Here is a 26,998-nt window from a genome sequence, read left to right on the forward strand (position 1 = left end):
TAGCATTCATCGTTTACAGCGTGGACTACCAGGGTATCTAATCCTGTTTGCTCCCCACGCTTTCGCACCTCAGCGTCAGTAACAGACCAGAGAGCCGCCTTCGCCACCGGTATTCCTCCACATCTCTACGCATTTCACCGCTACACGTGGAATTCTACTCTCCTCTTCTGTACTCAAGCTCCCCAGTTTCCAATGGCCGCTTGCGGTTGAGCCGCAAGATTTCACATCAGACTTAGGAAGCCGCCTGCGCGCGCTTTACGCCCAATAATTCCGGACAACGCTTGCCACCTACGTATTACCGCGGCTGCTGGCACGTAGTTAGCCGTGGCTTTCTGGCCGGATACCGTCACTGCAAGAGCATTTCCTCTCTCACTCATTCTTCTCCGGCAACAGAGCTTTACGATCCGAAAACCTTCTTCGCTCACGCGGCGTTGCTCCATCAGACTTTCGTCCATTGTGGAAGATTCCCTACTGCTGCCTCCCGTAGGAGTTTGGGCCGTGTCTCAGTCCCAATGTGGCCGATCACCCTCTCAGGTCGGCTATGCATCGCGGTCTTGGTGGGCCGTTGCCCCGCCAACTAACTAATGCACCGCGGGCCCATCTGTAAGCGATGGCCGAAACCATCTTTCAACCCTGCACCATGCGGTGCAGCGTGTTACCCGGTATTAGCTCCCGTTTCCCGGAGTTATCCCCGTCTTACAGGCAGGTTGCCCACGTGTTACTCACCCATCCGCCGCTCACTTCCGGGGGCAAGCCCCCTTCCGTGCGCTCGACTTGCATGTATTAGGCACGCCGCCAGCGTTCGTCCTGAGCCAGGATCAAACTCTCCAAAAAATACTCTTTCAGGAAGCCGAAGCTTCCGCTTATTTCTTTTTCGTTCTGTCGATCCTCAGCAAAAATTTTGAATTGACTTAAGGGTTTCACCCTTTAAATCACGCTTGGCTTTTGTTCAGTTTTCAAGGAACATTCGGTAGACTATCATCGTAAGAAAGACAACTTTTATATATTAGCAAACAACATATAAAAAGTCAACCATCTAAACGTGACAACCTAAATACATTATAACCATGTTGTCGTTATCTGTCAACAAAAATTTAATTGTTGCTAACAGCGACTAAAATAATATACCAATCTTTTTTTACTCTGTCAATCGTTTTTTTAAAAAACAATTCACTTTTTTTGGGACGGTTCATTGTAAAATGAAATGCAACAGTAAAGGATAATAGAAAAACCCTAATGAGACCGTGTAAAATTAATGTCGGCTAGATTACGAAGGTCATCACTATGGCTCAAAAACAATCCAGACAAAGGTTCGTGCATTTAAACATCTTAAAGATGCCGATTGTTCGCTTACCGGACCCTAGTTCGATATGCGGGATCACTCGGAAAATGGAAAATCACGCCAGTGCCTTTTCTAGAGAACCCAAGCGAGACCCTGTTTCCTCAAATAGATGCCACTCGAAAAAAATTCACAAAGTATTTTCCAGACGTGGGCGCACGTATCAGGAAAACCAGCGGCATTGCATTGCGGAGCCCCTTCTTGTGCAATGAAGAACTAGTCCTTTCTTCAATTTTACAGAGCAGAAGATACTGGAAGATTACTGGCGACCAGATGCGGTTGTCAATTATGTACGAACGCATCCAAAATTTCGAAAAGGAGAACGTTCCCTGTGCCAAAACCCTCTGCAACTTGATCGACAAGGGAAATTATCTGTAATCAACTTGAACTTAACGATAAGAGTAAGGAGGTCCACTAAAAAATAGCTGGAAAGAATCGGGTGTTTTGGGGAGGAGCATTGAACAGCGCGATCCAGACATCGAGACACGCGAAGAATTTGGACACCGGGAAATCGATACCGTGATTGGGAAAAAAAGTAAGTATGAAGTGCTTCTCACGTTAATCGAACACAGGAAGCCCGTCGTCAGAATGCCGGGGAAGAATGCGCCCTCAGAGCAGTGCGCCTCGAAGGCGATCATTGTTCCCTATGCAGGGCATCTCTTAACCGCCTTTAATTAAAAGTATTACCACCAATAATGGTCCCGGATTCAGTGAGCTAGGGACATTTTGGGAAGAAGGAATCTCCGTTTACTTTATGCACCCCTATGCCTCCTGTAAAAGTGGTACGAACAACAGATACAACAGGACCTGACAGATTTCAAGAAAGGGCAATCCATTTACCGGTATTCAGCCGCTGGTTCAGAACTTGAAGACGGGGTTGGATAAACTCCCGCTGAAAATTCTATGCTATCCCCCCAATTGGTTCACCAGATCCGCTATGAAGTGTTGCATTTAATGTTGCAATCTACTTTTGAGATGCAGTTTTAATCGAAATCGTTTATTAATGGTCAATCAACGATTTTTCTTCCAATCTCCTAAGCTCTTTTTCCGTTTCCGATATCCAGGTCCTAGCTGCAAACGATAAGTAATGATTTTTTTTCCATATCATTGATAAGCGCCACGAAAGTGACTCGTCATTGAGCGGGATGAGGACAATAGATGGAACACTTGCCTTCCTCACAATACTCATAGGAAGTAAGGTAATACCGAAATTTTCAGACACTAATTTAACCATAAAATCCCATTGAGAGCTCTCGAAAACAATTCGCGGCTGAAAACCGAAATGCTCACAACTTTTAATAATCATTCCGCGCAGTGCAAATTCTTCTGGAAAAAGAATAAAAGATTCCGATTTAAGATCCTGAAGTTTTGCGCTCTTTTTTGAGGAAAGCGGATTTGATTTATGGACAGCCAGACAGAGTGGATCATTAAAGAAAGAAAAAGAGTCCATCGTTCTCTGATCAAACGGGCCGACAGTGACACCAATTTCCAGTGAACCTTCAGACACACAGTCTGCAACTTTTTTTGCGCCGTATTCGACAATATGCAGATCAATCCCCGGGTAATCAGAGCGCAATTTACCCAAAATTTCTGGGAAAAAGTGCACGCCGATCATAGGCGGCAATCCGATCGTCAGTTTCCCTCTTCGTGCATTTGTCAGATCTGTTAATTCATCAGACAAATGATCAAACGACTGAACGATTTTCCTCGATTGTTCAAATACAATCCTGCCTGCGTCAGTCAGTTCGATTTCCTTACCTGAACGATCGAGCAAGGTCATTCCTAATTCATCCTCAATGTCCTTGACCATTTTGCTAATTGTTGGCTGAGTGACGTAAAGATGATGTGCCGCTTTTGTAAAACTTTTTCTAATTGCCACTTCCAAAAAATAATGCAAGTGTTTTATATCCGTATGATCACCTTCCATAGCCAATGGGCATATTGTGCATTCTATTAATCTATTGTACCCGCAATTTTATGTTTTGTATAATTTTCGTGTGATATAAGTCACACAAAATGTTTTTTGGAAAGTGTCGTGACATTTTGATAAAAATATTGCTGACAATCGTTCAGGTTGCCATTCTTTATTTATTTTCTACGCTGGGCAATATAATTGTAAACTGGCTCCGTCTTCCCGTCTCAGGAAGTATCGTCGGCCTCTTTATCGTCCTTGCCCTGCTGCATTTCAATCTATTGAAACTATCGGCTGTCGAATGCGGTGCAAGTTTTTTAATGTCTGAAATGCTGCTCTTCTTTATTCCTTCTGCTATCGCAATAATTCAATATAAAGATCAGATACTTAGGCATGGTTCACAATTCCTGATCGTTATTATTTTAAGCACCGTCACTGTTATGATTGTGACCGGTGTCGTTGCTCAGTTTTATATCCATAAACTCAGCAGAAAAAAAGGAGAGATCTAAACAATGTTTCTTACTGCCGGCTGTATTTTACTGACCGTAGCTGTTTACTGTTTGTCGAAGAAATTATACCGGAAACTCCGGTTTGCATTTCTCTCGCCACTTTTAGTGGCTCCCTGTATCCTGTCATCGCTTCTTCTCGGGTTCCACATTGACTACACGGATTATGACAACGGCGGCCGCTGGTTAAGCAACCTGTTTCAGCCCGCAGTCGTCGGTTTTGCAGTCCCACTGTACAAATTTAGAAAAGTGATGAGAAAGTACTTAAAAGTCATTTTTGTAAGCATGGCAACCGGTGTGACAGTCGCCCTAGTCAGTTCAGGTATCTTCAGCCATCTCGTCCACCTGAACAACAGTTACCTTTTAAGCCTGTTGCCAAGGTCCATTACAACCCCGATTGCCATGGCCGTTTCCTTTGATATCGGCGGAATGCCGACAATGACGGCTATCTTTGTCATTGTCACGGGTATTACCGGATTGATTCTTGGTCCCATGGTGATCAAATATCTTCACATAAAGGAAAAGTTGGCTCGGGGCCTGCTGCTTGGTATGGGGGCACACGGAGCGGGAACATCCAAAGCTCTGGAATTTGGGAGCGAAGAAGGAGCTGCGGCAAGCTTGGCAATGGTTATTGCAGCAATATTCACACTTGTTTTTGCACCCCTGCTGACTCCACTCATTCTTTAACAAGATTCATTTCCAAGAAATTAATTTGAACGAAAAAGAGACAGGCCATTGAAGGATACTCCTTCGGGCTTGTCTCTTTTTTGAACCCTATTTTCAATAAAACAGAATTACTTTTCTTTGCCGATTCCCTGTGCATTGATAACCTTATCAATAGCCGCTGAAGCTTCATCAGCATCAGATCCATCAGCAATAATTTTGAATTCGGCACCCTGCATGATCCCGAGAGCCATGACGCCCATGATGCTCTTCAGATTTGCTTTTTTGCCGTTGTATTCAATATTGATATTTGATTCGAATTTGCTGGCTTCGCTTACCAGTACCGTAGCCGGACGGGCATGAATACCAGTTTCATCAGTGACGACATAAGTTTTTTCCATTTGTTTACTCGCTCCATTCATTTTCTTAATATAAAATTGAACAGGATGCAGTCACAAAAAAAGGCCAACAGAATAACCGTTTACACCTTTTTGTGACAACATTCCGCAAAACCTTATTTTTATTTTATCATTCCTTTTCCCGCATGTCATGGAAAAAGTAAAAAAAATAAGAACGCTACCAAAAAAATCTGCAATCGGCGTTTTGCGAGTTCCAAAAGTATTCCGTCGATGGCGATCAGTGTGCAGACCAACAACCAGGCCAATTCCTTTCACCATCTTGCCAGAGCTGCGGCTTTCGCCGCGCATCTTCTCTTCCCGCGAAGTAAAAAGTACGCCGGCCACAATCAGAATAAGTGTACCAAAACCAGCCGAACAGCGATGCACACCGGTGAGCTGCATACCTGTTGATATTGACATTGTTTCGAGATGCCAATCGTTTTCATTGCGCTGAATTGATGGAACTTTTGACTGCCAGAAAAGGCCTGAGATAAAACCTACGATGATCCACTTTACTGCTAAAATTCGATGACACAATAAAAGAGAGCCAATTGAAATTGCTCCGATCGTCATGCCAAAGCCCTGGTGATGAGTGTCCAGCCCATTTTCGTGCTCACAAGCGGGAGTGTGCCCCACAATAGAACCGCGATCGGTGCGATCAGGATGCCGGACAAAGCGTGCACACCCTCCAATATATCTACACGATCAGCTTGTAGATAAGTTGCCGCAATTTCTGAAAAATATGCAGGAATTTGTCAAAAAAAAAACATTCATTTAGCCTGGCTGGCTTAGTGAATGGCAGATCCTCCCAAACCGACTTGTATATATTAGTAATTTTCTCACATTGCTTTAACAGCACAAATTTTTTCTTTTAAAAATGACAGTTCCGAAAAAAAGTCAGAAAGGTACCGATCCTTGCTTTATGAACTTTTTAAACATTCTTCAAGAAACAGGACTATCTTTTTCAAGTTAAGGTTCCGTTCACTTTTAATTTTTCACCACCCGTATTAAAAGAGACCGATTCCAGTTCTGAAGTCGGCCTCATAACAACTGTTTTTCATTCTCTATGGTCTTCGCTTTTTTGACTGGAACGCCGGAAGAAAAGATCGTTCAACAAATTTTTACTCTGCTGAATAGGCAGTTTATAAAGTTCTTCCCATTGCCGCGCTACTTCTTCAGGGCCGCTGTCCATCAACCTTTTCTTATCTTCTTCACTCAAGTTCTTGAATGCCCCTTCTAGTTCTTCCAAGTGATGATCCAAAGGTTTATTTTCTTTTTTGCGCAATATTTTCTCCAACATCGATTTTCGATCATTTTGTCTGTTCATCTTGCGCCACCCTTTCCGTTCTGAACAATGTAGCCGCATCTTACTGAATTAATATTATAACTAATCATAGTCAAGGGTAATCAATATGATCACTTTTGCTAAAAATTCGGTTTTGATCTATACCCCTTCCTGCTTTCAGAAATTTATCGTTGAAAAAAGTCCCTCTTACTGTCTGTACAAACAATAAGAGGGATAAGGATAAGTTAATAAATCCAGAACCAGAATCGTTTTTCGTACCACAAACCGGCTCAGGCAGCCTTTCTTTCTGGGAAAAATACACTTAGGTCAAAGTTCAATGTATCATCGTTTCTTCCGCGCGGTTTTCAATACGAAGTTTGTCGGCGACCATGGCGATGAATTCCGAATTCGTAGGTTTCGCTTTAGACATGGATACCGTGTAGCCGAAAAGTGAGGAGATCGATTCGACGTTGCCTCGACTCCATGCTACTTCGATCGCGTGGCGAATTGCCCGCTCAACGCGGCTCGGTGTCGTTTTAAATTTTTTTGCTATATCCGGATAAAGCACTTTAGTGATTGATCCGAGTAATTCTATATTGTGATAAACCATCGAAATGGCTTCCCGCAAATACATGTATCCCTTAATATGCGCCGGGACACCAATCTCATGAATAATTTCCGTAATGCTCGCGTTGAGATCATGGTTGCTGTCCTGCTGCGACGGTATAACTCCGGCTCTGTTTGATATTACGGCATCCGTTTCGCGTTCGCCCATCACTTGGCGAATTTGATTGGCCAGATTTTCCATGTCAAAAGGCTTGAGAATAAAGTATGAAGCACCCAATTCAACCGCCTTCTTCGTTACATCTTCCTGTCCAAAGGCAGTAAGCATAATAATTTTAGGCTTCGCCAGCTGATCACTTTTTCGTATTTGCCTTAGTACACCCAGTCCATCGAGATGTGGCATAATAATATCCAGCAATAACACGTCAGGTTTTACTTTCTTTAACATGTCCAGGCATTCTTGCCCATTCTTTGCTGTTGCCACGACTTCAATGTCATCCTGTGTCTTTAGATACTCTGAGATCAAAAAAATCAATTCTTGGTTGTCATCCGTTAAACCCACTTTTATTCTTTGCAAAATAAAAATCCCCCTCACGAAAAGTTCTACAGTTTATCTTTTCGACAATGAGGAGGGTATTCCTTTTTCAGAATCTTTGAATCGCTTTGCTTTTTTCTCGTTTTTGTGCCTAAATTCTTTCATTTTCAGCTGTTTTCGACAAATTATCCTATTTCTTTTTAGGGTTTTGTCGGAGAATATTTCTATTTTCTCCATTCAGCTGACTGTTTCTAGCAGCCGGCCGTCACTTGGGCGAACAATGCCCGCTTCGCGAAGCATCCATTCGATATGAACACCATAACCGCATGTCGGATCGTTGACAAAGACATGTGTGACTGCCCCGACCAGTTTCCCATTCTGAATGATTGGACTCCCGCTCATCCCCTGAATAATACCACCTGTTGCTTTAAGTAGCCGCGGATCAGTGATTTTGATGACCAAGCCCTTAGTAGCTGGATATTTCTGCGGAACGGAATTCAAAATTCTGATATCGAAGGCCTGAATATGATTTCCATCCAACACAGTCAGAATTTGAGCAGGCCCTTCTTTGACCTGATCAGACGATGCAGCAGGTAATCCTTTCCCCCATTCTTCACTTCTGAGCGCCGATCGTTCTTTAAGATGTCCGTAAATGCCAAACGCCGTATTTTTTTCAACGCTTCCGATCGTCATTGCATTTTCAGCAAAAAAGGCAATTTTTTCACCTGGTTTACCCTCTGTCCCTTTATCAATCGCCTGAACCGTCGAGTTGAATATATGTCCGGTCTTAACTAAAATCGGCTGTCCAGTATCCCGGTCTGATATAACATGTCCAAGTGCGCCATAAGAGGATGTTTCAGGATCATAAAAAGTCATTGTTCCGATACCGGATGCAGAGTCTCGGATATAAAGTCCCAATTCATACGGACTTTCCGCTCCTTTTACAGGTACTAATTTCTTTTGAAGTGAAGCTTTTCTCCGAAGTACACTTACAGTCAGCGTTTCACTCTTTGACATATTAACAACACGGCTGCGGACATCGGCTATTGTCATGACTGGTCTGCCATTTATCTTTGTGATCACATCGCCGATTTTTATGCCGGCACTCTCACCCGGCGATAATTGACCCTCTGGGCCATCCACGAGATGATAACCGACAACCAATACACCCTTTGTACTGATCCTGACACCGATCGACTGCCCCCCCGGTATTAGACGAATTTCCTGCCCGTCTCGGGAAGCTGGAAAAGTTTCCGCACTTTTTAAGTATGAAACATTTTGCGCTTTTGCGCTCTTCTGGATGGAAAATGCTTTCATCTTTCGAATTTCCATTGCAATCGGTGAACCGGCTGCCAGTCGTGAATGAATGTTCAGTTTTCCTGTCCCAGTGTCATTAATTGCCCTTGCTACACGATCAATGGTCCATCCGGTCCCCAGGCAGCCTGAAGCGACAATAAAGCCGAGAAGAATCAAACTGATCAATACCCTGAATGTTTTCTTTCTCTTTCTCATAACTCACTCTCCTCGCTCCAGTCCCGCATTTATCTCGCGGTGCATTAATTAAAATTGCCTGAGCCGGGAAGAATTATGAGTGAGACAAGTAAAGGATTTCTCCCATTAAAGGATAGCTGTTCCAAACGGGAAAAATTGTTCGATAAAAAAGCACTCCGAGGGTAATGATCGAAAAAGGCCTCATATTTTTACTTTCTCTGCCATTTTGCGAAGCTCACGAGCGTGACGGCGGGTAAGATCTGTGATCTTTGTGCCGGAAATCATTCGACCGATTTCCCTGATCTTTTCCTCTTCGTCAAGTTTTTTGACGGATGTGACTGTTCTCTGGTTTTCCGTGACCTGTTTTGAAATATATAGATGATGATCAGCCATTGCAGCAACCTGAGGTAAGTGTGTGATGCAGAAAACCTGGGATGACTTTGACAAGTTAAAAATCTTTTCAGCCATGGCTTGTGCCACACGGCCGCTGACCCCGGTGTCGACTTCGTCAAAAATGATGGAAGTCACACCCATGACCTGCCTGAAATTCGACTTTATCGCCAGCATTATGCGAGAAAGTTCACCGCCGGAAGCGATCTTGACCAGCGGTTTTAAGGGTTCGCCGGGATTTGTAGCGATAAAGAATTCAGCATTGTCAATACCATCCGGATGATAATTTCTAAAGGATTCCAGATCATCTTGCTGATTAAGCCGCGCCTCAAACTGTGCCTGTTCCATATAGAGGTCCTTCAGTTCATGATTGATGGCCTGATTTAATTGAATCACCGTTTTCTTGCGCACGCCTGATACAGCCAGCGCCTTTTTTCGCAAGTAATCCATATGGTCGTGAAATGCCTGATTCAGTTCATCATATCGTTCGTCCCGATGGGTAAGATCATCATATTCTTTTTTGATTTTCTCGCAATAATCAAGAATTTCTTTAATATCTGTTCCATATTTTCTCTTCAGGAGATGGATCTCATTCAACCTCATCTCAATTTCGTCCAGCCGCTCAGGGTCGTACTCCATTTGTTCCAGATAACCTCTCATTGAGGACGATTGTTCCTCCAAAATATAATAACAATTAGAGATGGATTCAGCATATCCTTTCAGGTCGTTGTCCAGATCCTGTACTGATTCGAGACTGCCAGAAGCACTTCTAAGCCAGTCAAGACCTCTACTTTCTCCGTCCAGCGCTTCATAGCCTAACTTTAATGCCTGGAACACTTTTTCAAAATTCACAAGCCGGCGTTTCTCTTCATACAGTTTGTCATCCTCGCCTTCATGAAGCTTCGCGTCATTGATTTCCTTGATCTGATACTTCAAAAGATCAATCCGCTGCACAATTTGCTTCTCATTTTTATTAAATCGCTCACACTGCTTCGCAAGATCTGCGGTCTTTTCATACTCCGTACTGTACTCATACTTCAGTTTGGCAAGATCGCTTCCTCCAAACAGATCGATTAATGGTAAATGGCGCTCAGGATCCAAAAGAAGCTGATGTTCATGCTGTCCATGAATATCGATGAGCCTGTGGCCGATTTTCTGAAGTGCGTTCAATGTCACAAGCTTTCCATTGACTCTGCAGATACTTTTCCCCCTGGCTGAAATTTCTCTTCTCAGAATAATCATATTGTCATTTTTATCAATGCCCAGTGCATCAAGGATCGGAATAACTTCGTGTTGCCCGTCAATTTCAAACAGCCCTTCGATCTCCGCTTTATTTGTCCCATGACGGACATACTCGATGGAACCGCGGCCACCGGCAAGCAGGCCAATGGCGTCAATGATAATTGATTTTCCCGCCCCTGTTTCACCAGTAAACACGGTCAAGCCGTTTTCAAACGAAACCCTGAGTTTTTCAATAATTGCAAAGTTCACAACTTGAAGCTCCAGCAGCATGGAAATGCCCCCTTCAAAAACGAACGTAGGTTCTGTATCTATTTTCTTCCGTTATCGATGTTTCGTCAATATTTCAGAGTAAAAAAAGAGAGCGCATGTTTCATGCTCCCTCATTCCAAGGTCTGTTTATTTTTATCCAAAGCCTGATGTGCCCGTGCAACAACCGTTTCAACTGTCTCGGCAGTTTCAGTTTCGACCCGTCTGCTTTCCGCTTTGAGCCAGGCAAGAAATTCGATATTGCCATCACCACCCGTAATGGGTGAAAAATCAAGGCCGCAAAGTCTGAACCCGGTTTCTCTTGCAAATCCAAGAATATCCTGAAGGACCAGTCGGTGGACTCCGGAATCGCGGACAATCCCTTTCTTACCAACCTCATTTCTTCCGGCTTCAAACTGCGGCTTAATCAAAGCAACGATATCACTGCCGGGAACAATAATGTTTATCAACGCAGGAAGGATCTTTTTCAGCGAGATAAACGAGACATCAATCGTCGCAAAATCGGGTTTGCCATCTTGAAAGTCATCTTCTGTGCAATAACGGAAATTTGTTTTTTCCATGACGATAACACGCGGATCATTGCGCAGCTTCCAGGCAAGCTGGTTATAACCGACATCAAGCGCATACACTTTTTCAGCACCATTCTGTAGGGCACAATCGGTAAACCCTCCCGTCGATGCGCCAATGTCAAGCATCAATCTGCCGCTGACGTCGATAGGAAAAACTTTCAGCGCCTTCTCCAATTTAAGCCCTCCGCGTCCCACATAGGGAAGTGTGTGCCCTCTCACTGAGAGGTGGGCGCCGCTGTCGATTTTGCTTCCCGGTTTGTCAACGCGCTGATCACCCATGTAAACGACGCCTGCCATTACGGCCCGCTGTGCTTTTTCACGCGACTCAAATAAGCCATCTCGAACAAGAAGGACATCCACGCGTTCCTTATCTTTCATGGCAAGGTCATCCTCTGGAGTCTGGCACTGTCTCCTGTTTTCGATTTTTTCAGCATTTGCTGGAGCCGCGCACAGACATGATCGCTCGTCAGGCCAAGTTCCTGCAGCAACTCCTTAACACTTCCATGTTCCACAAAGCGGTCGGGAATACCCATTAATTCAATCATCTGGTTCTGAATGCCGCAAGCTGAGTAGAATTCAAGCACGCTTGAGCCGAATCCTCCGGCAAGTACACCCTCTTCAAGCGTCAGCATCGGCATTTTACGGGCGGCCAGCTTCTTGAGCAAATCAGCATCCAGCGGCTTGAGAAAACGCGCATTGATTACCGAAACATGGATACCATCCGACTGCATCACTTTCGCTGCTTCCATGGCCACTTTAATCATAGGACCAAAGGAAAGAATCACTGCATCACTGCCTTCGCGAAGGATTTCCCATTTTCCAATCGGAATCCGAACCGGCTCTTTGTCCATGTTTACACCGATTCCATTGCCTCTTGGATAGCGGACAGCAATCGGACCATGATTGTAATTGACAGCAGTGTAAATCATGTTTCTTAGTTCATTTTCATCTTTGCCCATCATTATGGTAATATTCGGCAGCGCTCGCAGGAAACTAATATCAAACACACCTTGATGTGTTTCCCCGTCAGCACCGACCAGCCCCGCCCGATCAACGGCGATTGTTACATTGAGGTTCTGCCGGCAAACATCATGAACAATTTGGTCATAAGCACGTTGCATGAACGTAGAATAAATTGAAAGAACAGGCTTCATGTTTTGCGTGGCAAGCCCGGCAGCAAACGTTGCAGCATGCTGTTCAGCAATGCCCACATCAAACAGGCGGTCCGGGAATTCCTGTGCAAAGCCTTCCAGCTTTGACCCGACAACCATAGCCGGAGTGATCACAACGATCCGTTTGTCTTTTCTCGCGAGTTCCTGCAAAGAATCGTTAACCACTTTGCTGTAAGAAGGTGCGCTCGTTAACGGCTTAATAAAAGCTCCAGATTCAATTTTGTANAACGATCCGTTTTTCTCGCGAGTTCCTGCAAAGAATCGTTAACCACTTTGCTGTAAGAAGGTGCGCTCGTTAACGGCTTAATAAAAGCTCCAGATTCAATTTTGTAAGGACCGGTACCGTGCCATGTACCGATAGAGTCCATTTCAGCGGGTTTATAACCCTTTCCCTTTTGAGTCAAAACATGAATCAGGACGGGACCTCTGCGTTTGCGCGCAAGCTTTAAATTTTCAATTAATGCACCAATATTGTGACCGTCAACCGGACCCTGATAAGTAATCCCCAGTTCTTCGAAAAAGACCCCGGAGACCAGCATGTATTTGAGCCTGTCTTTCACGCGTTCTGCAACAGAAGCCAGCCTGCCTCCGAAAGCAGGTATCTTCTTCATCAGGTACTCTATATCTTCTTTAGCGCGATTATACTTCTCCGCAGAACGGATCCGATCCAGCATATTATGCATAGCTCCAACATTCGGGGCAATCGACATTTCGTTGTCATTTAAAACAATGATCATGTCTTTTTTCAACTGACCAATATTATTAAGAGCTTCAAGAGCCATTCCGCCGGTCAGGGCACCATCACCAATGATTGCTATAACTTCAAATTTTTCTTTTTTCAGATCTCTGGCAACAGCCATTCCAAGTGCCGCGGACAGAGAGGTTGAACTGTGTCCGGTTTCCCAAATATCATGTTCACTTTCGCTTCTTTTTGGAAAGCCACATAGCCCCTGATATTGGCGGAGCGTATCAAACTGGGCTCCTCTGCCAGTCAATATTTTGTGAACATAGGATTGATGCCCAACATCCCAGATCAGTTTATCAACCGGACTGTTGAATACCTTGTGCAACGCAAGCGTCAGTTCAACAACACCCAGATTCGGTGCGAGATGTCCACCGGTTTTTGAAAGCTTATTAATCAAAAAGTGCCGAATGTCCGCAGCCAGATCGTTCATCTGTGCGATGGACAGTTTCTTCAGAAATTTTGGGTTTTTAATTGAAGTAACATCCATTGGCTCACTCCCCCTTTTTCCTTTTTTGTATTTTTACCTTATTCCCTTTTTTATCAAGGATACTGAGGATAGGAAGATGAAGATGGCATTCTGCAAAATAAATAACACAACCGGCTCTGTAAATAATTTTCGTTGAGTTCTTTATTGCATAGGTTTTCCCAAGTGCTTTGACAAAGACTGTAGTTGCCGCCACCAGGCATGTCACAATCACTGACAGCATGTATTCGACGGCTCCTCCCTCATGCGATGCAATAATTGCCATCAATTCGACAACGACTACCGATGCCGCGGTCCCGCTGATAATGGCACTGATATCGCCAATGACATCCGTACAGAAGGTATTCACACGATCGGCATTCTTTGTCAGCCAGACTGCATATCTGGCTCCTCTCATCCCCTTTGAAGCCATGGAATGGAATGGAGCTTCATTTGATGCAGTCGAGGCCACGCCAATTATATCAAAAAAAAGGGCAATTGTAATAATAACAAGCACAACTGCTATCCCCGAAATGACTCCGGCATTGTTCAGCACCGCAGTCGATATAATTGAAAAAATAGCCGCCAGCACGAGCGTGATAACGGCTAAGGGCAGTGCCCACTTTAAAGATTTTTTTAGTTCATTTTTCATGAATCATCCGGTTTTCACGCACATGACCTGAAAACGGGCTTTCACATCCTTATATTAACCATATTCCTATAAGATGCAGATTATGTAAAGCAGGAGGTCGCCCAAAAAGTAAACATTGCGGCTTAGGTCCAGTAGGTTTTCCCGTCAGGCTACCCGATGTTGCCATACGGGCAGTTTCCCTTTAAAGCCTGACCGACGGAGTCGCCCGAACGCCGAACTGGAACGCCACTCAGACCGCACTATAATCCTTTTCAGACGCTGCACTTGAGCGCAGACAGTCTAGGAGTTTTCCTCTGGCACTCTTGAACTTTATTCTAGCCTCTTTTGCAGAATTGATTTCAAGAAAGCACACGCCTATGACGCCGGCCAAGCAGCCAAAGGTTACGTGTCTCTATCCCCTCTTTTCCACTCAAGGCAGGCTACGCTGTTCGCTTTTCCTCATTAAAGTACTTACAAACAGGTTTTCCACTCAGTTATTATGCTAAAAGCAAACAACGTACGTGTCTCCACGAACGCAGGGTCTTCGCCCACATGCCGTTGCGGATCGCCCTACGCCCTTTACTCCCAGCACGAGCCCAAAGCTGGGCGCCTTAAGCCAGCACCAGGAACTTCATCGATGTGCCCTTTGACGGATTTTTAGCCCCGTCTTCAAATAAAGTGGAGCGACTAGAATACTGCACCACCTGCATGAGATACACGTGATATTCTATCACAATTTCAGCAGTTACTCAAATAATTATTAAATGGAATCACTTTAAGAAGTCCTGCTCAGGAGATAGTCTGCAATCTCTGCCAGGATTCCTTTTTCAAATCCAGCTTCCATGAGGCAGTTTTTCGCACGTGTGACTTGTTCGGCAAGCTCTTCTCTGGCACCGTTCAATGTAAGCAGGCTGACGTAAGTATTTTTATGATTGACGAGATCACTGCCGACTGTTTTCCCGAGGTCTTTTTCGTTTCCTGCAATATCCAGGACATCATCACCAATCTGAAACGCAAGCCCCAGATGATCCGCATAGCTTGTCAGAGATTGCTTCTCCTGCTCAGATGCGTCTGCAATCAGTGCGGCAGCCTCAACAGGAAATCTGATCAGTCTCCCGGTCTTCCGGTGGTGCACGGACACCAATTCTTCAAGTGAAAGAACTCTTTCTTCCGCCTCCAGATCATCTTCCTGACCCCCGACCATGCCTTCAGGCCCTGCAGCACTGGCAAGAAGCCCAATTAATCTGTTTCTACACTCACCGCTCAGCAGATGATCCGAAGCNTCCGCCTCCATCTTCCTGACCCCCGACCATGCCTTCAGGCCCTGCAGCACTGGCAAGAAGCCCAATTAATCTGTTTCTACACTCACCGCTCAGCAGATGATCCGAAGCGATAATCTGAAATGCGCTCGTCAATAGACCGTCACCCGCGAGCATTGCGGTAGCCTCGCCAAAAATAACGTGATTCGTCGGTTTCCCGCGCCTGAGTTCATCGTTATCCATTGCAGGAAGATCATCATGAATGAGAGAATATGTATGTATCATTTCAAGACTGATCGCTGTGGCAAGCCCTTTTTCTTCTTTTTCACCAAGCGTTTCGAGCGCTGCAAAAAGCAAAATCGGACGAAGCCGTTTTCCGCCGGCCATTAAGGAATAAATCATGGATTCCTTAAGTTTTTCGGGAACGGATGCCTGTTCCAGAAAAACAGGAAGCTGTTTTTCGATCCATGCTTTCCTTGAAGCCATATACTCTCTCAGGGGCAGGGTCACTGCTCTTCATCTCCCCCCACGGAGAAGGACGTTGACTGTCCGCTGCTGTCGACCAGCTGATCCATCTTCTTGCTCACAGAATCCAGCTTATCATGACACAATTTAGAAAGCGATACCCCCTCCTGGAACAAGTCAATTGCTTTTTCAAGCGGCACGTTATTTTCTTCCAGTTGTCTGACAATGATCTCCAGCTTCTCCATAGCCTCTTCAAATGTCGGTGCTGCCTTTTTCTCAGTCTCTTTTGCTTCACTCATTTCCGCTTTCCTCCTCAATTCCCCAGACTTGGCAGTCAACTCTGCCATCATTCAGCCTAATACTCAACGGATCGCCCGGTTCAATGCTTTTCACGGATTTTACAAGTATATCTTTCTGGTCGTATACTAAGCCATAGCCTCTCGCCATAATTTTAAGCGGGCTCAATCCATTTAGCTGTAACGTCAATTGATTGAATGCAGAACGCTTAGTCTGCCGATAATTTTGGCTGGCACGAATCAGCCGTTCCCTTCGTTCAAATAAGGCCGTTTTGGCCCGCTTAACCAGGGCATCCGGCCGATTCTTTCCAAGGAGCCTCCCAAACATTGCCAATTGATCCCTTTTAGCCATAATAAGCGTGTCAGTATTCTTTTTCAGCCGATCAGTAAGCCGATCAAATTCCTGCTCTTTCTGAAGAATCAGCTGGCCGGGAAATCTGAACGCGTAAGACTGGCTGATCCCTTTCATACGTTCTTTTTCCCTGATCATTCTGCTTTTCATAGATTGCACAAGACGCACCCGGCGGTCCTCAACACGCCGGTACAGTTCCCGAACATCAGGTACTGCAAATTCACCGGCAGCTGTCGGTGTAGGAGCCCGCCTGTCAGCCACAAAATCAGCAATCGTGAAATCTGTTTCATGACCGACAGCGGAGATGATGGGAAGCTGTGACCTGAAAATTGCATCTGCGACGATTTCTTCATTAAATGCCCACAGATCTTCTATTGATCCGCCGCCTCGGCCAACAATCAGAAGATCCAAACCCTTCAGTTGATTCGCCTGATCAATTGCAGCGGCAATAGACCCTGCAGCGTCTGCACCCTGAACAAGTACCGGAAATACGGTCAAGTGGGCACCCGGGAATCTCCTCTTAATCGTCGTGAACAGATCACGGATAACAGCACCCGTGGGCGAGGTGACGATGCCAATCTCATAGGCGATAGCGGGGATGGGTTTCTTATGCGAATCTTCAAACATTCCTTTCGCCTGAAGCTTCCGCTTAAGAGCTTCATAGGCCAGATAAAGCCTGCCCAGCCCATCCTGCTCCATCTGCCGTATATATATCTGATATTCGCCATAGGGTTCGTATAATGAAATAGATCCCTGAACCAGAACTTTCATACCGTCCTCCGGTTCAAATGCAAGTTGCCTCGCATTTCCTGCAAACATGACTGCTTTTATCCTTGCATTCTTATCTTTCAGGGTCAGATAGAGATGCCCGCGGGAATGCCGTTTAAAATTGGATATTTCGCCTTTAAGCCAGACCTCCTGCAACGCATTGTCAGATTCCATCATTTGCTTGATATACCGTGTCAGTCGGGTGACCGTAACATATTGATCATTTTCCATCATCATGACGGTCTCTGACCTTTCTTTCAGCAGCTTTCAGTGTATTTTCAAGAAGCATAACCCGGGTCATCGGGCCGACCCCTCCTGGAACCGGAGTGATAAAGCCCGCTTTCTCACTTGTTTCTTTGAATACTACATCTCCGACCAGCTTGCCTTTGCCATTTCGGTTCATGCCGACATCAATAACAACCGCACCGGTTTTTACATCCTCAGCACCGATCAGTCCGGCGCGGCCAACTGCTACAACCAGTATATCCGCCTGCCTCGTATAATCAGAAAGCGGCGTAGTTTTCGAATGACAGATGGTGACAGTGGCATTATAATTCAGAAAAAGCTGAGAAGCAGGTTTTCCGACGATGTGGCTTCTTCCGACGATGACAGCATGTTTTCCGGCAATTGAAATGTTTACCGCTTTAAGCATCTCAATAATTCCCGCGGGGGTGCATGGAACGAAGCACTCCTGGTTAGTCATCATTTTACCCAGATTAACGGGATGAAATCCGTCTACGTCCTTATCAGGGTTAATAGCCTGAATGACCTTCTGCTCGGAAATCTGATCCGGAAGAGGAAGTTGGACGAGAATACCATGAATTTCATCCCTTACATTCAGAACATTGATCTTCTCGAGCAGTTCTTTTTCCGGAACCGACTCTGGCAAGCGGATCAACTCGGAATAGATGCCCACCTCTTTACAGTCCCTGATCTTTCCTTTGACATAGGACATTGATGCCGGATTTGCCCCCACAAGGACTACTGCTAATCCGGGAACCACGCCTTCCGATTTCAATCGGGACACCCGTGTTTTCATAGTCAGCCGCTTAGCAGCCGCAATCGCTTTCCCGTCAATCAGCCTTGCCGTCATGATTCCTCCGCCCTTCTTTTTCAGCATTTAGCTCTGTAATTTGAAAAGCTTTTCTTCTTACCAATTGAGCCCGATTAAGCCACCGGCAATCAATAAAATTCAGCGATTCTTAGTTTCTATTTCCTTAGAAATACTTGAAAGAATTCCGTTAACAAACTTCCTTGTCTGTTCATCGCCGTATTTCCTGCATAGCTCTACTGCTTCATTTATGCTTACTGTTGTCGGAATATCGTCAAAATACAACATTTCACAGATTGCAAGCCGCAGGATTGTTTTATCAATATTTCCAATTCGATCAAAAGACCAGTTAACCAGATGAGCCTTGATCTGCCTGTCTATTTCCGTCTCATGGCTGCTTATTTCATTTAACAAACGGACGACAAAAGGGTCAACCGGCACGCCTTCTCCATTAACTGCATCAATTGCTATTTTTCTGTCTGTATTGCTTAGTGTCGTTTGAAATAATACTTGCAGGGCTATTTCCCTTGCCTGTCTCCGATTCATAGTAAACTTCCTCTCTCCGAGAGCATCAGCACTTTCAACCTTTTCAGAAAATGTTCGAACCTTTCAGAGTCTGTTCGAAAAATTATCTTTTCGAACAGACTCTTTTTCAAGGACACGGAAAGAAGCAAAGGGCATCCTGATAGCTCCCTTTGCTTCTTATTCCTCCCCGGTTTCTTTCTTATCCTTTAGTTCAAAGTGAATGCCAACGACATGAATATTAATTTCGTGAACGTCCAGTGCGGTCATTCTTTTCAGTGCGCGAGTAATATTGCTCTGAACTTTTTCCGCAACATCAGGTATGGATACGCCAAAATTCATTGTCAGCTGAACATCGATGATGATCCCATCATCCGTCAGATCAACTTTAATTCCCCGGCCGTATCTTCTGCCGCTCAGCTTTTCAACAACACCCGACGCAAAATTGCCGTGCATATCGCCAACACCGGCCACCTCAACAGTAGCGAGCCCGGCAATAATTTCAATGACTTCAGGAGAGATTTCAATCTTACCGAGGTCTTCTCGCTGATCTTCTACTTCAACCGATCGATTCTCATTATCCGGCATGAATACCACACCTCCAAAAATTAACCCTGCTTATTCAGCGGATATTTTTTTAGAAATTTTGTATTAAATTTACCTCTCTCGAAAACTGGATGCTGCAACAAACGCAAATGAAAAGGTATTGTTGTATGAATGCCTTCAATGACATATTCACCAAGTGCGCGTTTCATTATTGAAATAGCATCTTCCCGGGTTTTTCCATAGGTGATCACTTTTGCGACCATTGAATCGTAATAGGGCGGGATAAAATAGCCCTGATAAACCGCTGAATCGACACGCACACCCGGGCCGCCCGGCGGGAGATAGGTTTCCACACGGCCGCATGAAGGCATGAAATTCTTTCCCGGGTCTTCAGCATTGATCCGGCACTCAATCGCGTGGCCTTTCAACTGTATTTCTGATTGTTTTACCGAAAGGGGCTCGCCCGCAGCAATTCTGATTTGTTCCTTAACAAGATCGACACCTGTGACAAATTCTGTTACGCCGTGTTCAACCTGTATCCGCGTGTTCATTTCCATAAAATAAAACGAGCCATTGGGCTCAAAAATGAATTCAAGTGTGCCCGCGCCGCTGTAATTGACGGCTTTTGCGGCCCTGACTGCGGCAGTCCCCATTTCTTCGCGCTTGTTTTCATCGAGCGCCGGAGACGGAGATTCCTCCAACAATTTCTGAAGTCTTCTCTGAATGGTGCAGTCACGCTCGCCAAGATGAATGACGTTTCCATGTTTATCGGCAAGAATCTGAATCTCAACATGGCGGAAATCTTCAATATATTTTTCAATATAAACACCCGGATTACCGAATGAAGTATTCGCTTCCTGCTGTGTTATGGCAATCCCGTGGCGAAGTTCACCCTCATCACGTGCGACACGGATACCCTTGCCCCCGCCGCCGGCCGTAGCTTTGACCAATACAGGATAACCAATATCATTTGCAATTTTAACACCGTCTTCAACGCTTTCAATCACTCCGTTTGACCCTGGAACAACGGGGACTCCTGCGCTTTTCATCGTCTGCTTAGCAACATCTTTGATTCCCATCTTGCTGATCGCATCAGATGGCGGTCCGATAAAAATCAAGCCGCAGTCCTCACACATTTCCGCAAAATCAGCATTTTCTGAAAGGAAGCCATAGCCTGGATGAACGGCATCGCAGCCCGTCAGCGATGCAATGCTGATGATATTTGTGTAATTCAGGTAACTATCTTTCGGCGCGTCCGGACCAATACAGTACGCCTCGTCAGCCAGCTGGACATGAAGTGCCTCCTTATCCGCCTGCGAATAGATGGCAACCGTTTCTACATTTAATTCTTTACAAGCGCGGATAATTCTAACCGCGATTTCTCCCCTGTTTGCAACTAATACTTTTTTTATCATCGACGACTGACTCCTTAATCTTCCTTAACCAGAAACAGTGGCTGACCGTATTCAACAAGCTGGCCATCCTCAGCAAGAATGTCGACAATCGTCCCTTTGCATTCCGCTTCAATTTCATTGAACAGTTTCATTGCTTCGACAATGCATACAACCGTTTTCTTATCAACTTTCGAACCCTTCTTAACATAAGCTTCCGCATCCGGTTTTGATGAGGAAAAAAAAGTTCCGACCATCGGTGCCGTAATCTTATGTAAAGAAGCATCCGGCTCTGTATCTTTTTCTGTTTTTTCAGGTGCGTCGGAAGCTATTGGCTGAGCAGCAGCAATCTGAACCGGTGCAGGTTGAATTGCAGCCTTTTCAGCTATAGCCGAAGCCTTTCGCAATGTAATTTTCGTTTCCTCAGACTCATATTTCAACTCACTGATTGATGACGAGTCCATTTCTTTCATTAAAGATTTTATGTCTTCGATACTTAACAAACCCAGCACTCCTTTATCCCAACTGCTTTTCAACCTATTATATCATATCATCCATGATAACCCGAATTGCATGACAAATGCAGTCTCAACGGCAGTCAGAATGTTTTTTAATCATAGATTCTTGTATGTCAGGGACCGGCGTGTCCCAGTTCGAGTTTTGTGTGCTGCAACATAGTAACGCAAAAAACTGCTGCGTTTGTTCGCAACAGTTTCTATTGTACCTAATTTTGTTCAAAAAATCTTCAAAAACTAACAATTCACCGTTTGTGTTTTTATATAGAAGACTGATTGTATTTGCTTTAAACGAAACTATTTTGAACCGAGATTATAGCTGACGCTGACTACTCTTCCTGCTCCCAGATACTCGTTAGCTAACTGAATAATCCCGTTGGCTTGTTGATCCGTCAGACTTTTCGTATCAACGTAAACTTGAACCTGGCTGCCATCAGTTTTGACCACAGCATTTTTATAGCCTTTAGACTGGATCACATCTTCGAGCATCATTTCAGCGTTTGCCAGCGTCTGCATGGACTCCATACTGTCATAGGCTGCGCTTGCCTGTTCAGCAGTACTCTTTGGTGAAGCAATGACACTTTCATATTTTTTTTGCTGCTGGCTTCTGGCATCCGCTTTGTCCAGTTCGATTTGCCCGAGTTTATTTTCCGCAGCGGTAGTTGTCACCGCAACCCCATTCTTCCCCGTTGTCACTTGCCCCTGTGGTTTTGCCTGATTGGCAGGGCTGCCTGATGGCGGAGCGGTCAGCGCATACACTGACAGAACAACTATTAAACTAAGCATCGTGAGCAGCCAAACAGTTTGTTTTTTTAACATTTTTACTGAAAGCCTCCTTATTCATTCATTTTTCTGCAAAACTTTGACCTGATAAGTAGGGATGTCCATTACCGTGGATACTGCCTGCATAATTTCCGCACGAATTGCGGGTTGATCGGCACCATTTGCAACAACGATCACGCCCCGCACTGTCGGCTGTTCTTTGCCAATCACAACTGGCTCTTTGACCCCGTTTTTGTCAATCATTACAACCTGGCTGTCTTGGCTGCGTTGATTGATTTGGCGTTTGCCGCCTTTCGGGTCACTTTCGACCGTTTGATTGTCCTGGGTTTTCACATCGTTCTGATAGATGCTTTTCTCAGTTGATGAGAAGGTGGTCATGACCGACACCTCCGATACACCTTGGATTTGTTCGAGAATATTTTTCAAGCTTTGATTAACATAGTCTTCATATTTTGAAATGGATGTCGCAGAACTGCTCCCGACGTCTGAATTAATTTCAGACAGCTTTTTTGCGTCTGTACTGCTGAATGCCGGGCTGCTTCCCGCCTGATTCACTGTTTGAGGAGCAGCCAGCATCCGGTTCCCGAGCAGTAGAGCGACACCAATCATCGCCAGAACAACCAGCCGGATAACAGCCGCTTTCTGTTTCTTTACCGGCTCGCCCTTTTCCCCGGTTACTTGTTTCAGTATTTTTTTTATAAAATCTATCAGTCGCGGCACGTGCTTTAATCCCCCCCTTCCATCCGGAGTGAGATGATCTTTTTATCTACCCCCCAGCGCTCTGCAAGAAAGGAGCGGATCTTGCCCGCTTCGGCGGATGTCATGCCTGCGTTGTTTGGAGGAGCCTGAGATTCTACGTTGATCGATACATCCTTAACTGGTTTAACAGAAGAAAAGTTACTGTCTTGAGCACCGGTTTTATCACCCGATTTTGCAACAATGACTGTGATGCTTTTAAGCGACATATCTTGCGGCTGTACCTGTTGCACAGACAACCCCATATGCTTGATCTGCAGTCCGTACCGCCCATTCAATTCCTCCTTCACACTGTTCTTCAGTTGGACAGCCACCTCTTCCTGAATATATGCGGACTGAGCCTTTTCTATTTCTGTTTTTTGCTGATTTGTCTGGCTCATAACTTGGCTGCTTCCTTGTCCGGTTCTGAGCCCGCTGATAATTTCCCCTGGATCCAGATGGAACAGCTTAATTACCGGATCCAGCAAGGCGACGATCAGAACCAGCCCAATCACAAGCTTGACATATTTCTGAAATCCTCCAGTAGGGAGCAATAGTTCAAGAATCACGGCAAACAGAACGATCAGAACCAGTTGTGAAACCCATCCTTCAAGATATCCCATGGCTTTCTCCTAACGTACCATCAGGGAAATATTCCCCGCGGTGATAATGATTGTCAATGCAAGAAAAAACATCAGCGAAACAACCGCGAGTGCGGAAAATAAGTAAAACATACTCTTTGCCATGATCACCAGAGAATCGGTGACCGCTCCCTTTCCAAGCGGCTGCAAAACAGCCGCAGCTACGTTATAGATAAATGCCAGAGACAGTACTTTAAGAAGTGGAAAAACTGTAATACAAAATAAGATGAGAAGACCGACGATACCGACAGTATTCTTTAAAATGACTGATGCGCCGATCACTGTATCAGCTGCTTCAGTAAACATCCGACCGACTACAGGAAGAAAATTTGCCGTAAAAAACTTTGCGGATTTAACCATCAGTCCGTCTGAGATTGCCGCGGCAGCGCCTTGAACAGACATGACGCCAAGAAAAACGGCAAAAAAAGCGGCAAGTGTGAACAGCGCGACGTTTCTCAACAGGTCGCTTAATTTAGTCAGTTTATAATCATCCGAAAGCGTGCTGACGATGCTCAGCAGGGCTGACATAAACAGAAGAGGCAGAATGAATACAGAGACGAGCCATCCGGAAATATTGACAAGAAATATAATCAAAGGATGAAAAAAAGCAACCGAAGCTGCGCCCCCCGCCGCTGCCGTCAGCCCGAATATCAGTGGAATAAGAGCGAGAAGAAAATGGCTCATGGTCTGCACTGTATCACTCGTATAACCGATGGCCAATCTGAAACTGTTGAGCAGAAGAATTAATAATACAAGTGTGACCACAATATAAGCCACCTTTGAAACCGTCTTAACTTCAAAAGCAGATTGAATGGCCTGCAGCAGCGTTGAGAAAACAGAGAGCATGATTAGTGTGCCAAGAAGCTTGCTGTTCACAACCAGCTCATTGAGAAAAAAATGAAGCAGTCCGTCAAACAGCTTTTTTAAAAAGCCTTGCTTATCAGATTGGACAAAGTTTTTGAAATTTGGGTTCGTTTCCGGAAGATACCCATTGTAATCATTTGCAACTTGATTCCAGTACGATTCAATTTGACTGGTACTGATACTGCCTAGCTGCTCTTTCGACCACTGTTCAGGTGTGGAGTTGCCCTGGGCTGAGGCCGTTTGAGTCTGAAAAAGGAAAAATACAAAAATGGTCAAGGCAAGAAAAAGCAGCCATGAATGAGAGCCCGTCCAGACAGTTTTCATTTACCCCCCTCCTACTTGCGGCATCAGATTCATCACTGTATCAACAATCGCAGTCAGTATCGGAATGGCCATCACAAGAATGGCGATTTTCCCTGCAAGTTCAATTTTCCCTGCAAGCGCACTCTGACCCGCATCTTTGGCAATCTGCGCACCGAATTCAGAGATATAAGCAATACCAATAATTTTAAGCACAGTCGCAACATACACACTGTTCAAATGCGCGGTTTCAGCCATTCTTTTCAGCATGTCCATGACCAGCTTGATCTGATCGACAAGCATGATAAAGATAAAAGTGCCGACGATCACAGTCAGCAGGAGAGCAAATACTGGATTCTTTTCTCTGAGAATAAGCGCCAGAAAGGTCGCCGCCAGGCCAAGGCCGACAATTTGCAAAATATCCATAAGTTCATCCTTACATGAACAAGAAAACGTTTTTTATTTTCACAAATAGGTCGTCAATCATTGTAGCGGCCATATACAGAATGACGACAAAACCAATCAGAGTAACCCATTGCGCCCAGTCGTCTTTTCCCATCTGTTTAAGTACGGTTTGGATCATCGCGACAATGATGCCAATCCCCGCAATCTGAAAGATCGTATTCACGTCCAGCGACATCCGGGTCCCCTCCTCTCTTCGGAAACATTAGGACCTGTTAGATTCAATTCAGATACAGATGAGTACAATCAGAATTCCGGCAAGAAATCCGAGACTACGCGTCATTTTCTCATTTGCCCGCTGCCTGGCGCGTGCTTCCTCCTCTTCACGTTCAAGGTGGGCAAGCGCCAGATGAATATGTTTCTGTTGATTTTCAGCATCTTCTGTACCCAATGTTGACCCAAACTGTAAAATCACTTCTTTTTCAGGCTTGCTCATCGACGTTTCCGGCCAGAACTCATCTGCAGCCTGTGGCCAGGCATCATGGAGCGGTACTCTGTCTAAAATCATTTTCTTCTGCAGAAGCTCGAAAAAACGGGCCACCGGCTGAGGAAGCTGCACGGAGAGATGCACCGCCATATCATCGACCGGCACGCGTCCGTATACAATCTCGGCTTCTATTGACTGAAGCGCGGAACGCCATTGCCGGATTTCTCTCGGGCGGCTGCGATATCCATATGCAATCACAATACCGGCAGCTGTAGAAGCAGCAACAATCAGAATCGATCCCAAGACCTGAATCAATGCCAGATCTCCTCCTCTGCGGCGATCGACCGTCCGAGTTTATCAAGCACGGACATCCTGCAGCCCATGCTTAAGTTTGCCCGTGATAAAATGACATAGCGGTCAAACATGCGAGCTTCAAGCAGTGGTGCAAGTGAAGGTCTGCTTTTCAGCTGGGTCAGAGAAAAACCGTGCGCCGATGCCATGACTGAAACACCTGCATTAAGTGCTTCAAACATTGCTTCCATATCTTCTTTTCTGCCAATCTCATCAACAATCAGTACTTCAGGGCTCATTGAACGTATCATCATCATCATTCCCTCCGCTTTTGGGCATGCGTCGAGGACGTCCGTTCTTTCTCCGACATCGTTCTGTGGCACCCCTGCAACGCATCCGGCGATTTCCGAGCGCTCATCGATAATTCCCGTTTTTTTCGCGGGAATACATCTATCAGGAATTCCCCCACTGATCATCCGTGTCAGGTCACGAAGCAGTGTTGTTTTACCGGTCTGAGGGGCTCCGATAATCAGTGTGCCCAGCCATCGACCCTTCTGGTAAAGGTATGGTACTAATGGCAGAGCAGCTCCTATTTTCTGCTTGGCCAGCCGGATATTAAAAAAAGTCACATCACGAATCCGGAGCACATGGCCATTTTCCGTGATGACACGTCCTGCCAGCCCAATTCTGTGGCCGCCGCGGATCGTGACATAGCCGCGTTTCAGTTCTTCTTCCATCGTGTATAAAGAGTACCGGCTGATTCTCTGAAGCATCTGCACCGCATGCTCTTTTTTAAAGATCGGCAAGTCCTCATCAGGCGTTTCCCAGCAGCTATTGGAGACAATCAGTTCCAGCGGACAACCTGTGCGCAGCCGGATTTCTTCCAAATTATTCCTCACATGTTCAGGCGTCCTGAGAATGACGGCTTGAAACAACTCTGGCAGTAATGACAAAATACTGTCCAATATAACCACCTAGCTTCTTAAAACAGTTTCTGGTCGTTGATCAGCTTCACGAAATTATTCTTTTTAGTCCTGCTTTCATTCAATATATGCATGCCTGTCCTCGATATGCTCACAGCCTGCTTTTATGGCAGCTATTTCACCGTCACCCAAAAAAAGTGTAAAAAAATAAGCCCCCTTTTTCGGGTGCCTATTC

Annotated in this window: 28 protein-coding genes, 3 pseudogenes and 1 other annotated feature; of the genes and pseudogenes, 3 read left to right on the forward strand and 28 right to left on the reverse strand. The window is 45.2% G+C overall.

The window, feature by feature from the left end; genetic code table 11:
* Positions 1-834: a sequence feature (16S ribosomal RNA rRNA prediction is too short), on the reverse strand.
* A 949-nt stretch (positions 835-1,783) separates the two neighbouring features.
* A complete protein-coding gene (locus COP04_RS11910) occupies positions 1,784-2,017 on the forward strand; it encodes a hypothetical protein (protein WP_100488225.1) in 234 nt (77 codons plus the stop codon).
* Between the two features lie 322 nt (positions 2,018-2,339).
* On the opposite strand, the gene COP04_RS11915 is transcribed toward COP04_RS11910, so the two are convergent.
* Positions 2,340-3,266, reverse strand: a complete 927-nt coding sequence (locus COP04_RS11915) for a LysR family transcriptional regulator (RefSeq protein ID WP_100489659.1) — start codon at positions 3,264-3,266, stop codon at positions 2,340-2,342.
* A 116-nt stretch (positions 3,267-3,382) separates the two neighbouring features.
* On the opposite strand from COP04_RS11915, the gene COP04_RS11920 reads away from it, so the two are divergent.
* On the forward strand, positions 3,383-3,760 hold the full coding sequence (locus COP04_RS11920) for a CidA/LrgA family protein (protein ID WP_157800279.1): 378 nt from the start codon (positions 3,383-3,385) through the stop codon (positions 3,758-3,760).
* 3 nt (positions 3,761-3,763) lie between these two features.
* Positions 3,764-4,444, forward strand: coding sequence for an LrgB family protein (locus COP04_RS11925; RefSeq protein WP_100488227.1), 681 nt, complete (start codon positions 3,764-3,766; stop codon positions 4,442-4,444).
* Positions 4,445-4,551: 107 nt separating this feature from the next.
* On the opposite strand, the gene COP04_RS11930 is transcribed toward COP04_RS11925, so the two are convergent.
* The 27 genes and pseudogenes from COP04_RS11930 to spoIIIAA form a co-directional block, all read right to left on the reverse strand.
* Positions 4,552-4,821: a phosphocarrier protein HPr gene (locus tag COP04_RS11930; protein WP_100488228.1), complete on the reverse strand. Its 270-nt coding sequence runs from the start codon at positions 4,819-4,821 to the stop codon at positions 4,552-4,554.
* 51 nt (positions 4,822-4,872) lie between these two features.
* Positions 4,873-5,454: a GRP family sugar transporter gene (locus tag COP04_RS11935; protein ID WP_157800280.1), complete on the reverse strand. Its 582-nt coding sequence runs from the start codon at positions 5,452-5,454 to the stop codon at positions 4,873-4,875.
* A 421-nt stretch (positions 5,455-5,875) separates the two neighbouring features.
* A complete protein-coding gene (locus COP04_RS11940) occupies positions 5,876-6,145 on the reverse strand; it encodes a hypothetical protein (RefSeq protein WP_239984849.1) in 270 nt (89 codons plus the stop codon).
* A gap of 292 nt (positions 6,146-6,437) precedes the next feature.
* A complete protein-coding gene (gene spo0A / locus COP04_RS11945; RefSeq protein WP_100488230.1) occupies positions 6,438-7,244 on the reverse strand; it encodes a sporulation transcription factor Spo0A in 807 nt (268 codons plus the stop codon).
* Between the two features lie 195 nt (positions 7,245-7,439).
* Positions 7,440-8,714 carry a SpoIVB peptidase gene (gene spoIVB / locus COP04_RS11950; RefSeq protein WP_100488231.1) on the reverse strand — a complete coding sequence of 425 codons (1,275 nt, stop codon included), beginning with the start codon at positions 8,712-8,714 and terminating at the stop codon, positions 7,440-7,442.
* Positions 8,715-8,894: 180 nt separating this feature from the next.
* Positions 8,895-10,595 carry a DNA repair protein RecN gene (gene recN / locus COP04_RS11955; RefSeq protein WP_100488232.1) on the reverse strand — a complete coding sequence of 567 codons (1,701 nt, stop codon included), beginning with the start codon at positions 10,593-10,595 and terminating at the stop codon, positions 8,895-8,897.
* A gap of 110 nt (positions 10,596-10,705) precedes the next feature.
* Positions 10,706-11,539 (reverse strand): TlyA family RNA methyltransferase, encoded by an 834-nt coding sequence (locus COP04_RS11960; RefSeq protein WP_100488233.1) that lies wholly within the window; start codon positions 11,537-11,539, stop codon positions 10,706-10,708.
* Positions 11,536-12,548: pseudogene (locus tag COP04_RS11965) on the reverse strand (transketolase C-terminal domain-containing protein); the annotation flags it as partial. The pseudogene COP04_RS11965 and the gene COP04_RS11960, both read right to left, overlap by 4 nt.
* Positions 12,549-12,608: 60 nt before the next feature.
* Positions 12,609-13,565 (reverse strand): annotated as a pseudogene (dxs, locus tag COP04_RS11970) (1-deoxy-D-xylulose-5-phosphate synthase); the annotation flags it as partial.
* A 4-nt stretch (positions 13,566-13,569) separates the two neighbouring features.
* Positions 13,570-14,193, reverse strand: coding sequence for a CNNM domain-containing protein (locus COP04_RS11975; RefSeq protein ID WP_100488235.1), 624 nt, complete (start codon positions 14,191-14,193; stop codon positions 13,570-13,572).
* 754 nt (positions 14,194-14,947) lie between these two features.
* On the reverse strand, positions 14,948-15,466 hold the full coding sequence (locus COP04_RS20510; RefSeq protein ID WP_100488236.1) for a polyprenyl synthetase family protein: 519 nt from the start codon (positions 15,464-15,466) through the stop codon (positions 14,948-14,950).
* Positions 15,467-15,917 (reverse strand): annotated as a pseudogene (locus COP04_RS20515) (polyprenyl synthetase family protein); the annotation flags it as partial.
* Positions 15,918-15,937: 20 nt separating this feature from the next.
* A complete protein-coding gene (gene xseB / locus COP04_RS11990; protein WP_100488237.1) occupies positions 15,938-16,195 on the reverse strand; it encodes an exodeoxyribonuclease VII small subunit in 258 nt (85 codons plus the stop codon).
* Positions 16,188-17,543 carry an exodeoxyribonuclease VII large subunit gene (gene xseA / locus COP04_RS11995; RefSeq protein ID WP_193437470.1) on the reverse strand — a complete coding sequence of 452 codons (1,356 nt, stop codon included), beginning with the start codon at positions 17,541-17,543 and terminating at the stop codon, positions 16,188-16,190. Before xseA ends, xseB begins: the two co-directional genes overlap by 8 nt.
* Positions 17,533-18,405 (reverse strand): bifunctional methylenetetrahydrofolate dehydrogenase/methenyltetrahydrofolate cyclohydrolase FolD, encoded by an 873-nt coding sequence (gene folD, locus COP04_RS12000; RefSeq protein ID WP_100489662.1) that lies wholly within the window; start codon positions 18,403-18,405, stop codon positions 17,533-17,535. The genes xseA and folD overlap by 11 nt, the downstream gene beginning before the upstream one ends.
* 99 nt (positions 18,406-18,504) lie before the next feature.
* Positions 18,505-18,909, reverse strand: coding sequence for a transcription antitermination factor NusB (nusB, locus tag COP04_RS12005; RefSeq protein WP_100488239.1), 405 nt, complete (start codon positions 18,907-18,909; stop codon positions 18,505-18,507).
* A gap of 156 nt (positions 18,910-19,065) precedes the next feature.
* On the reverse strand, positions 19,066-19,473 hold the full coding sequence (locus tag COP04_RS12010; protein ID WP_100488240.1) for an Asp23/Gls24 family envelope stress response protein: 408 nt from the start codon (positions 19,471-19,473) through the stop codon (positions 19,066-19,068).
* 20 nt (positions 19,474-19,493) lie between these two features.
* Positions 19,494-20,846 carry an acetyl-CoA carboxylase biotin carboxylase subunit gene (accC, locus tag COP04_RS12015; protein WP_100488241.1) on the reverse strand — a complete coding sequence of 451 codons (1,353 nt, stop codon included), beginning with the start codon at positions 20,844-20,846 and terminating at the stop codon, positions 19,494-19,496.
* A 14-nt stretch (positions 20,847-20,860) separates the two neighbouring features.
* Positions 20,861-21,325 carry an acetyl-CoA carboxylase biotin carboxyl carrier protein gene (accB, locus tag COP04_RS12020; protein WP_100488242.1) on the reverse strand — a complete coding sequence of 155 codons (465 nt, stop codon included), beginning with the start codon at positions 21,323-21,325 and terminating at the stop codon, positions 20,861-20,863.
* Positions 21,326-21,634: 309 nt separating this feature from the next.
* Positions 21,635-22,156: a SpoIIIAH-like family protein gene (locus COP04_RS12025; protein WP_100488243.1), complete on the reverse strand. Its 522-nt coding sequence runs from the start codon at positions 22,154-22,156 to the stop codon at positions 21,635-21,637.
* Positions 22,157-22,177: 21 nt separating this feature from the next.
* On the reverse strand, positions 22,178-22,840 hold the full coding sequence (spoIIIAG, locus tag COP04_RS12030) for a stage III sporulation protein AG (protein WP_239984850.1): 663 nt from the start codon (positions 22,838-22,840) through the stop codon (positions 22,178-22,180).
* A gap of 5 nt (positions 22,841-22,845) precedes the next feature.
* Positions 22,846-23,478: a stage III sporulation protein AF gene (gene spoIIIAF / locus COP04_RS12035; RefSeq protein WP_100488244.1), complete on the reverse strand. Its 633-nt coding sequence runs from the start codon at positions 23,476-23,478 to the stop codon at positions 22,846-22,848.
* 9 nt (positions 23,479-23,487) lie between these two features.
* On the reverse strand, positions 23,488-24,684 hold the full coding sequence (spoIIIAE, locus tag COP04_RS12040) for a stage III sporulation protein AE (protein ID WP_100488245.1): 1,197 nt from the start codon (positions 24,682-24,684) through the stop codon (positions 23,488-23,490).
* Positions 24,685-25,086, reverse strand: a complete 402-nt coding sequence (spoIIIAD, locus tag COP04_RS12045) for a stage III sporulation protein AD (RefSeq protein WP_100488246.1) — start codon at positions 25,084-25,086, stop codon at positions 24,685-24,687. It lies immediately after the preceding gene.
* A 10-nt stretch (positions 25,087-25,096) separates the two neighbouring features.
* Positions 25,097-25,300 carry a stage III sporulation protein AC gene (spoIIIAC, locus tag COP04_RS12050; RefSeq protein WP_100488247.1) on the reverse strand — a complete coding sequence of 68 codons (204 nt, stop codon included), beginning with the start codon at positions 25,298-25,300 and terminating at the stop codon, positions 25,097-25,099.
* 48 nt (positions 25,301-25,348) lie between these two features.
* Positions 25,349-25,864: a stage III sporulation protein SpoIIIAB gene (gene spoIIIAB / locus COP04_RS12055; protein WP_100488248.1), complete on the reverse strand. Its 516-nt coding sequence runs from the start codon at positions 25,862-25,864 to the stop codon at positions 25,349-25,351.
* Complete coding sequence (spoIIIAA, locus tag COP04_RS12060; protein ID WP_239984851.1) at positions 25,861-26,805, reverse strand: stage III sporulation protein AA; 945 nt, start codon at positions 26,803-26,805, stop codon at positions 25,861-25,863. Before spoIIIAA ends, spoIIIAB begins: the two co-directional genes overlap by 4 nt.
* Positions 26,806-26,998 lie beyond the last annotated feature (193 nt).

This window comes from Sporolactobacillus pectinivorans, from assembly GCF_002802965.1.
Taxonomy (GTDB): Bacteria; Bacillota; Bacilli; order Bacillales; family Sporolactobacillaceae; genus Sporolactobacillus; species Sporolactobacillus pectinivorans.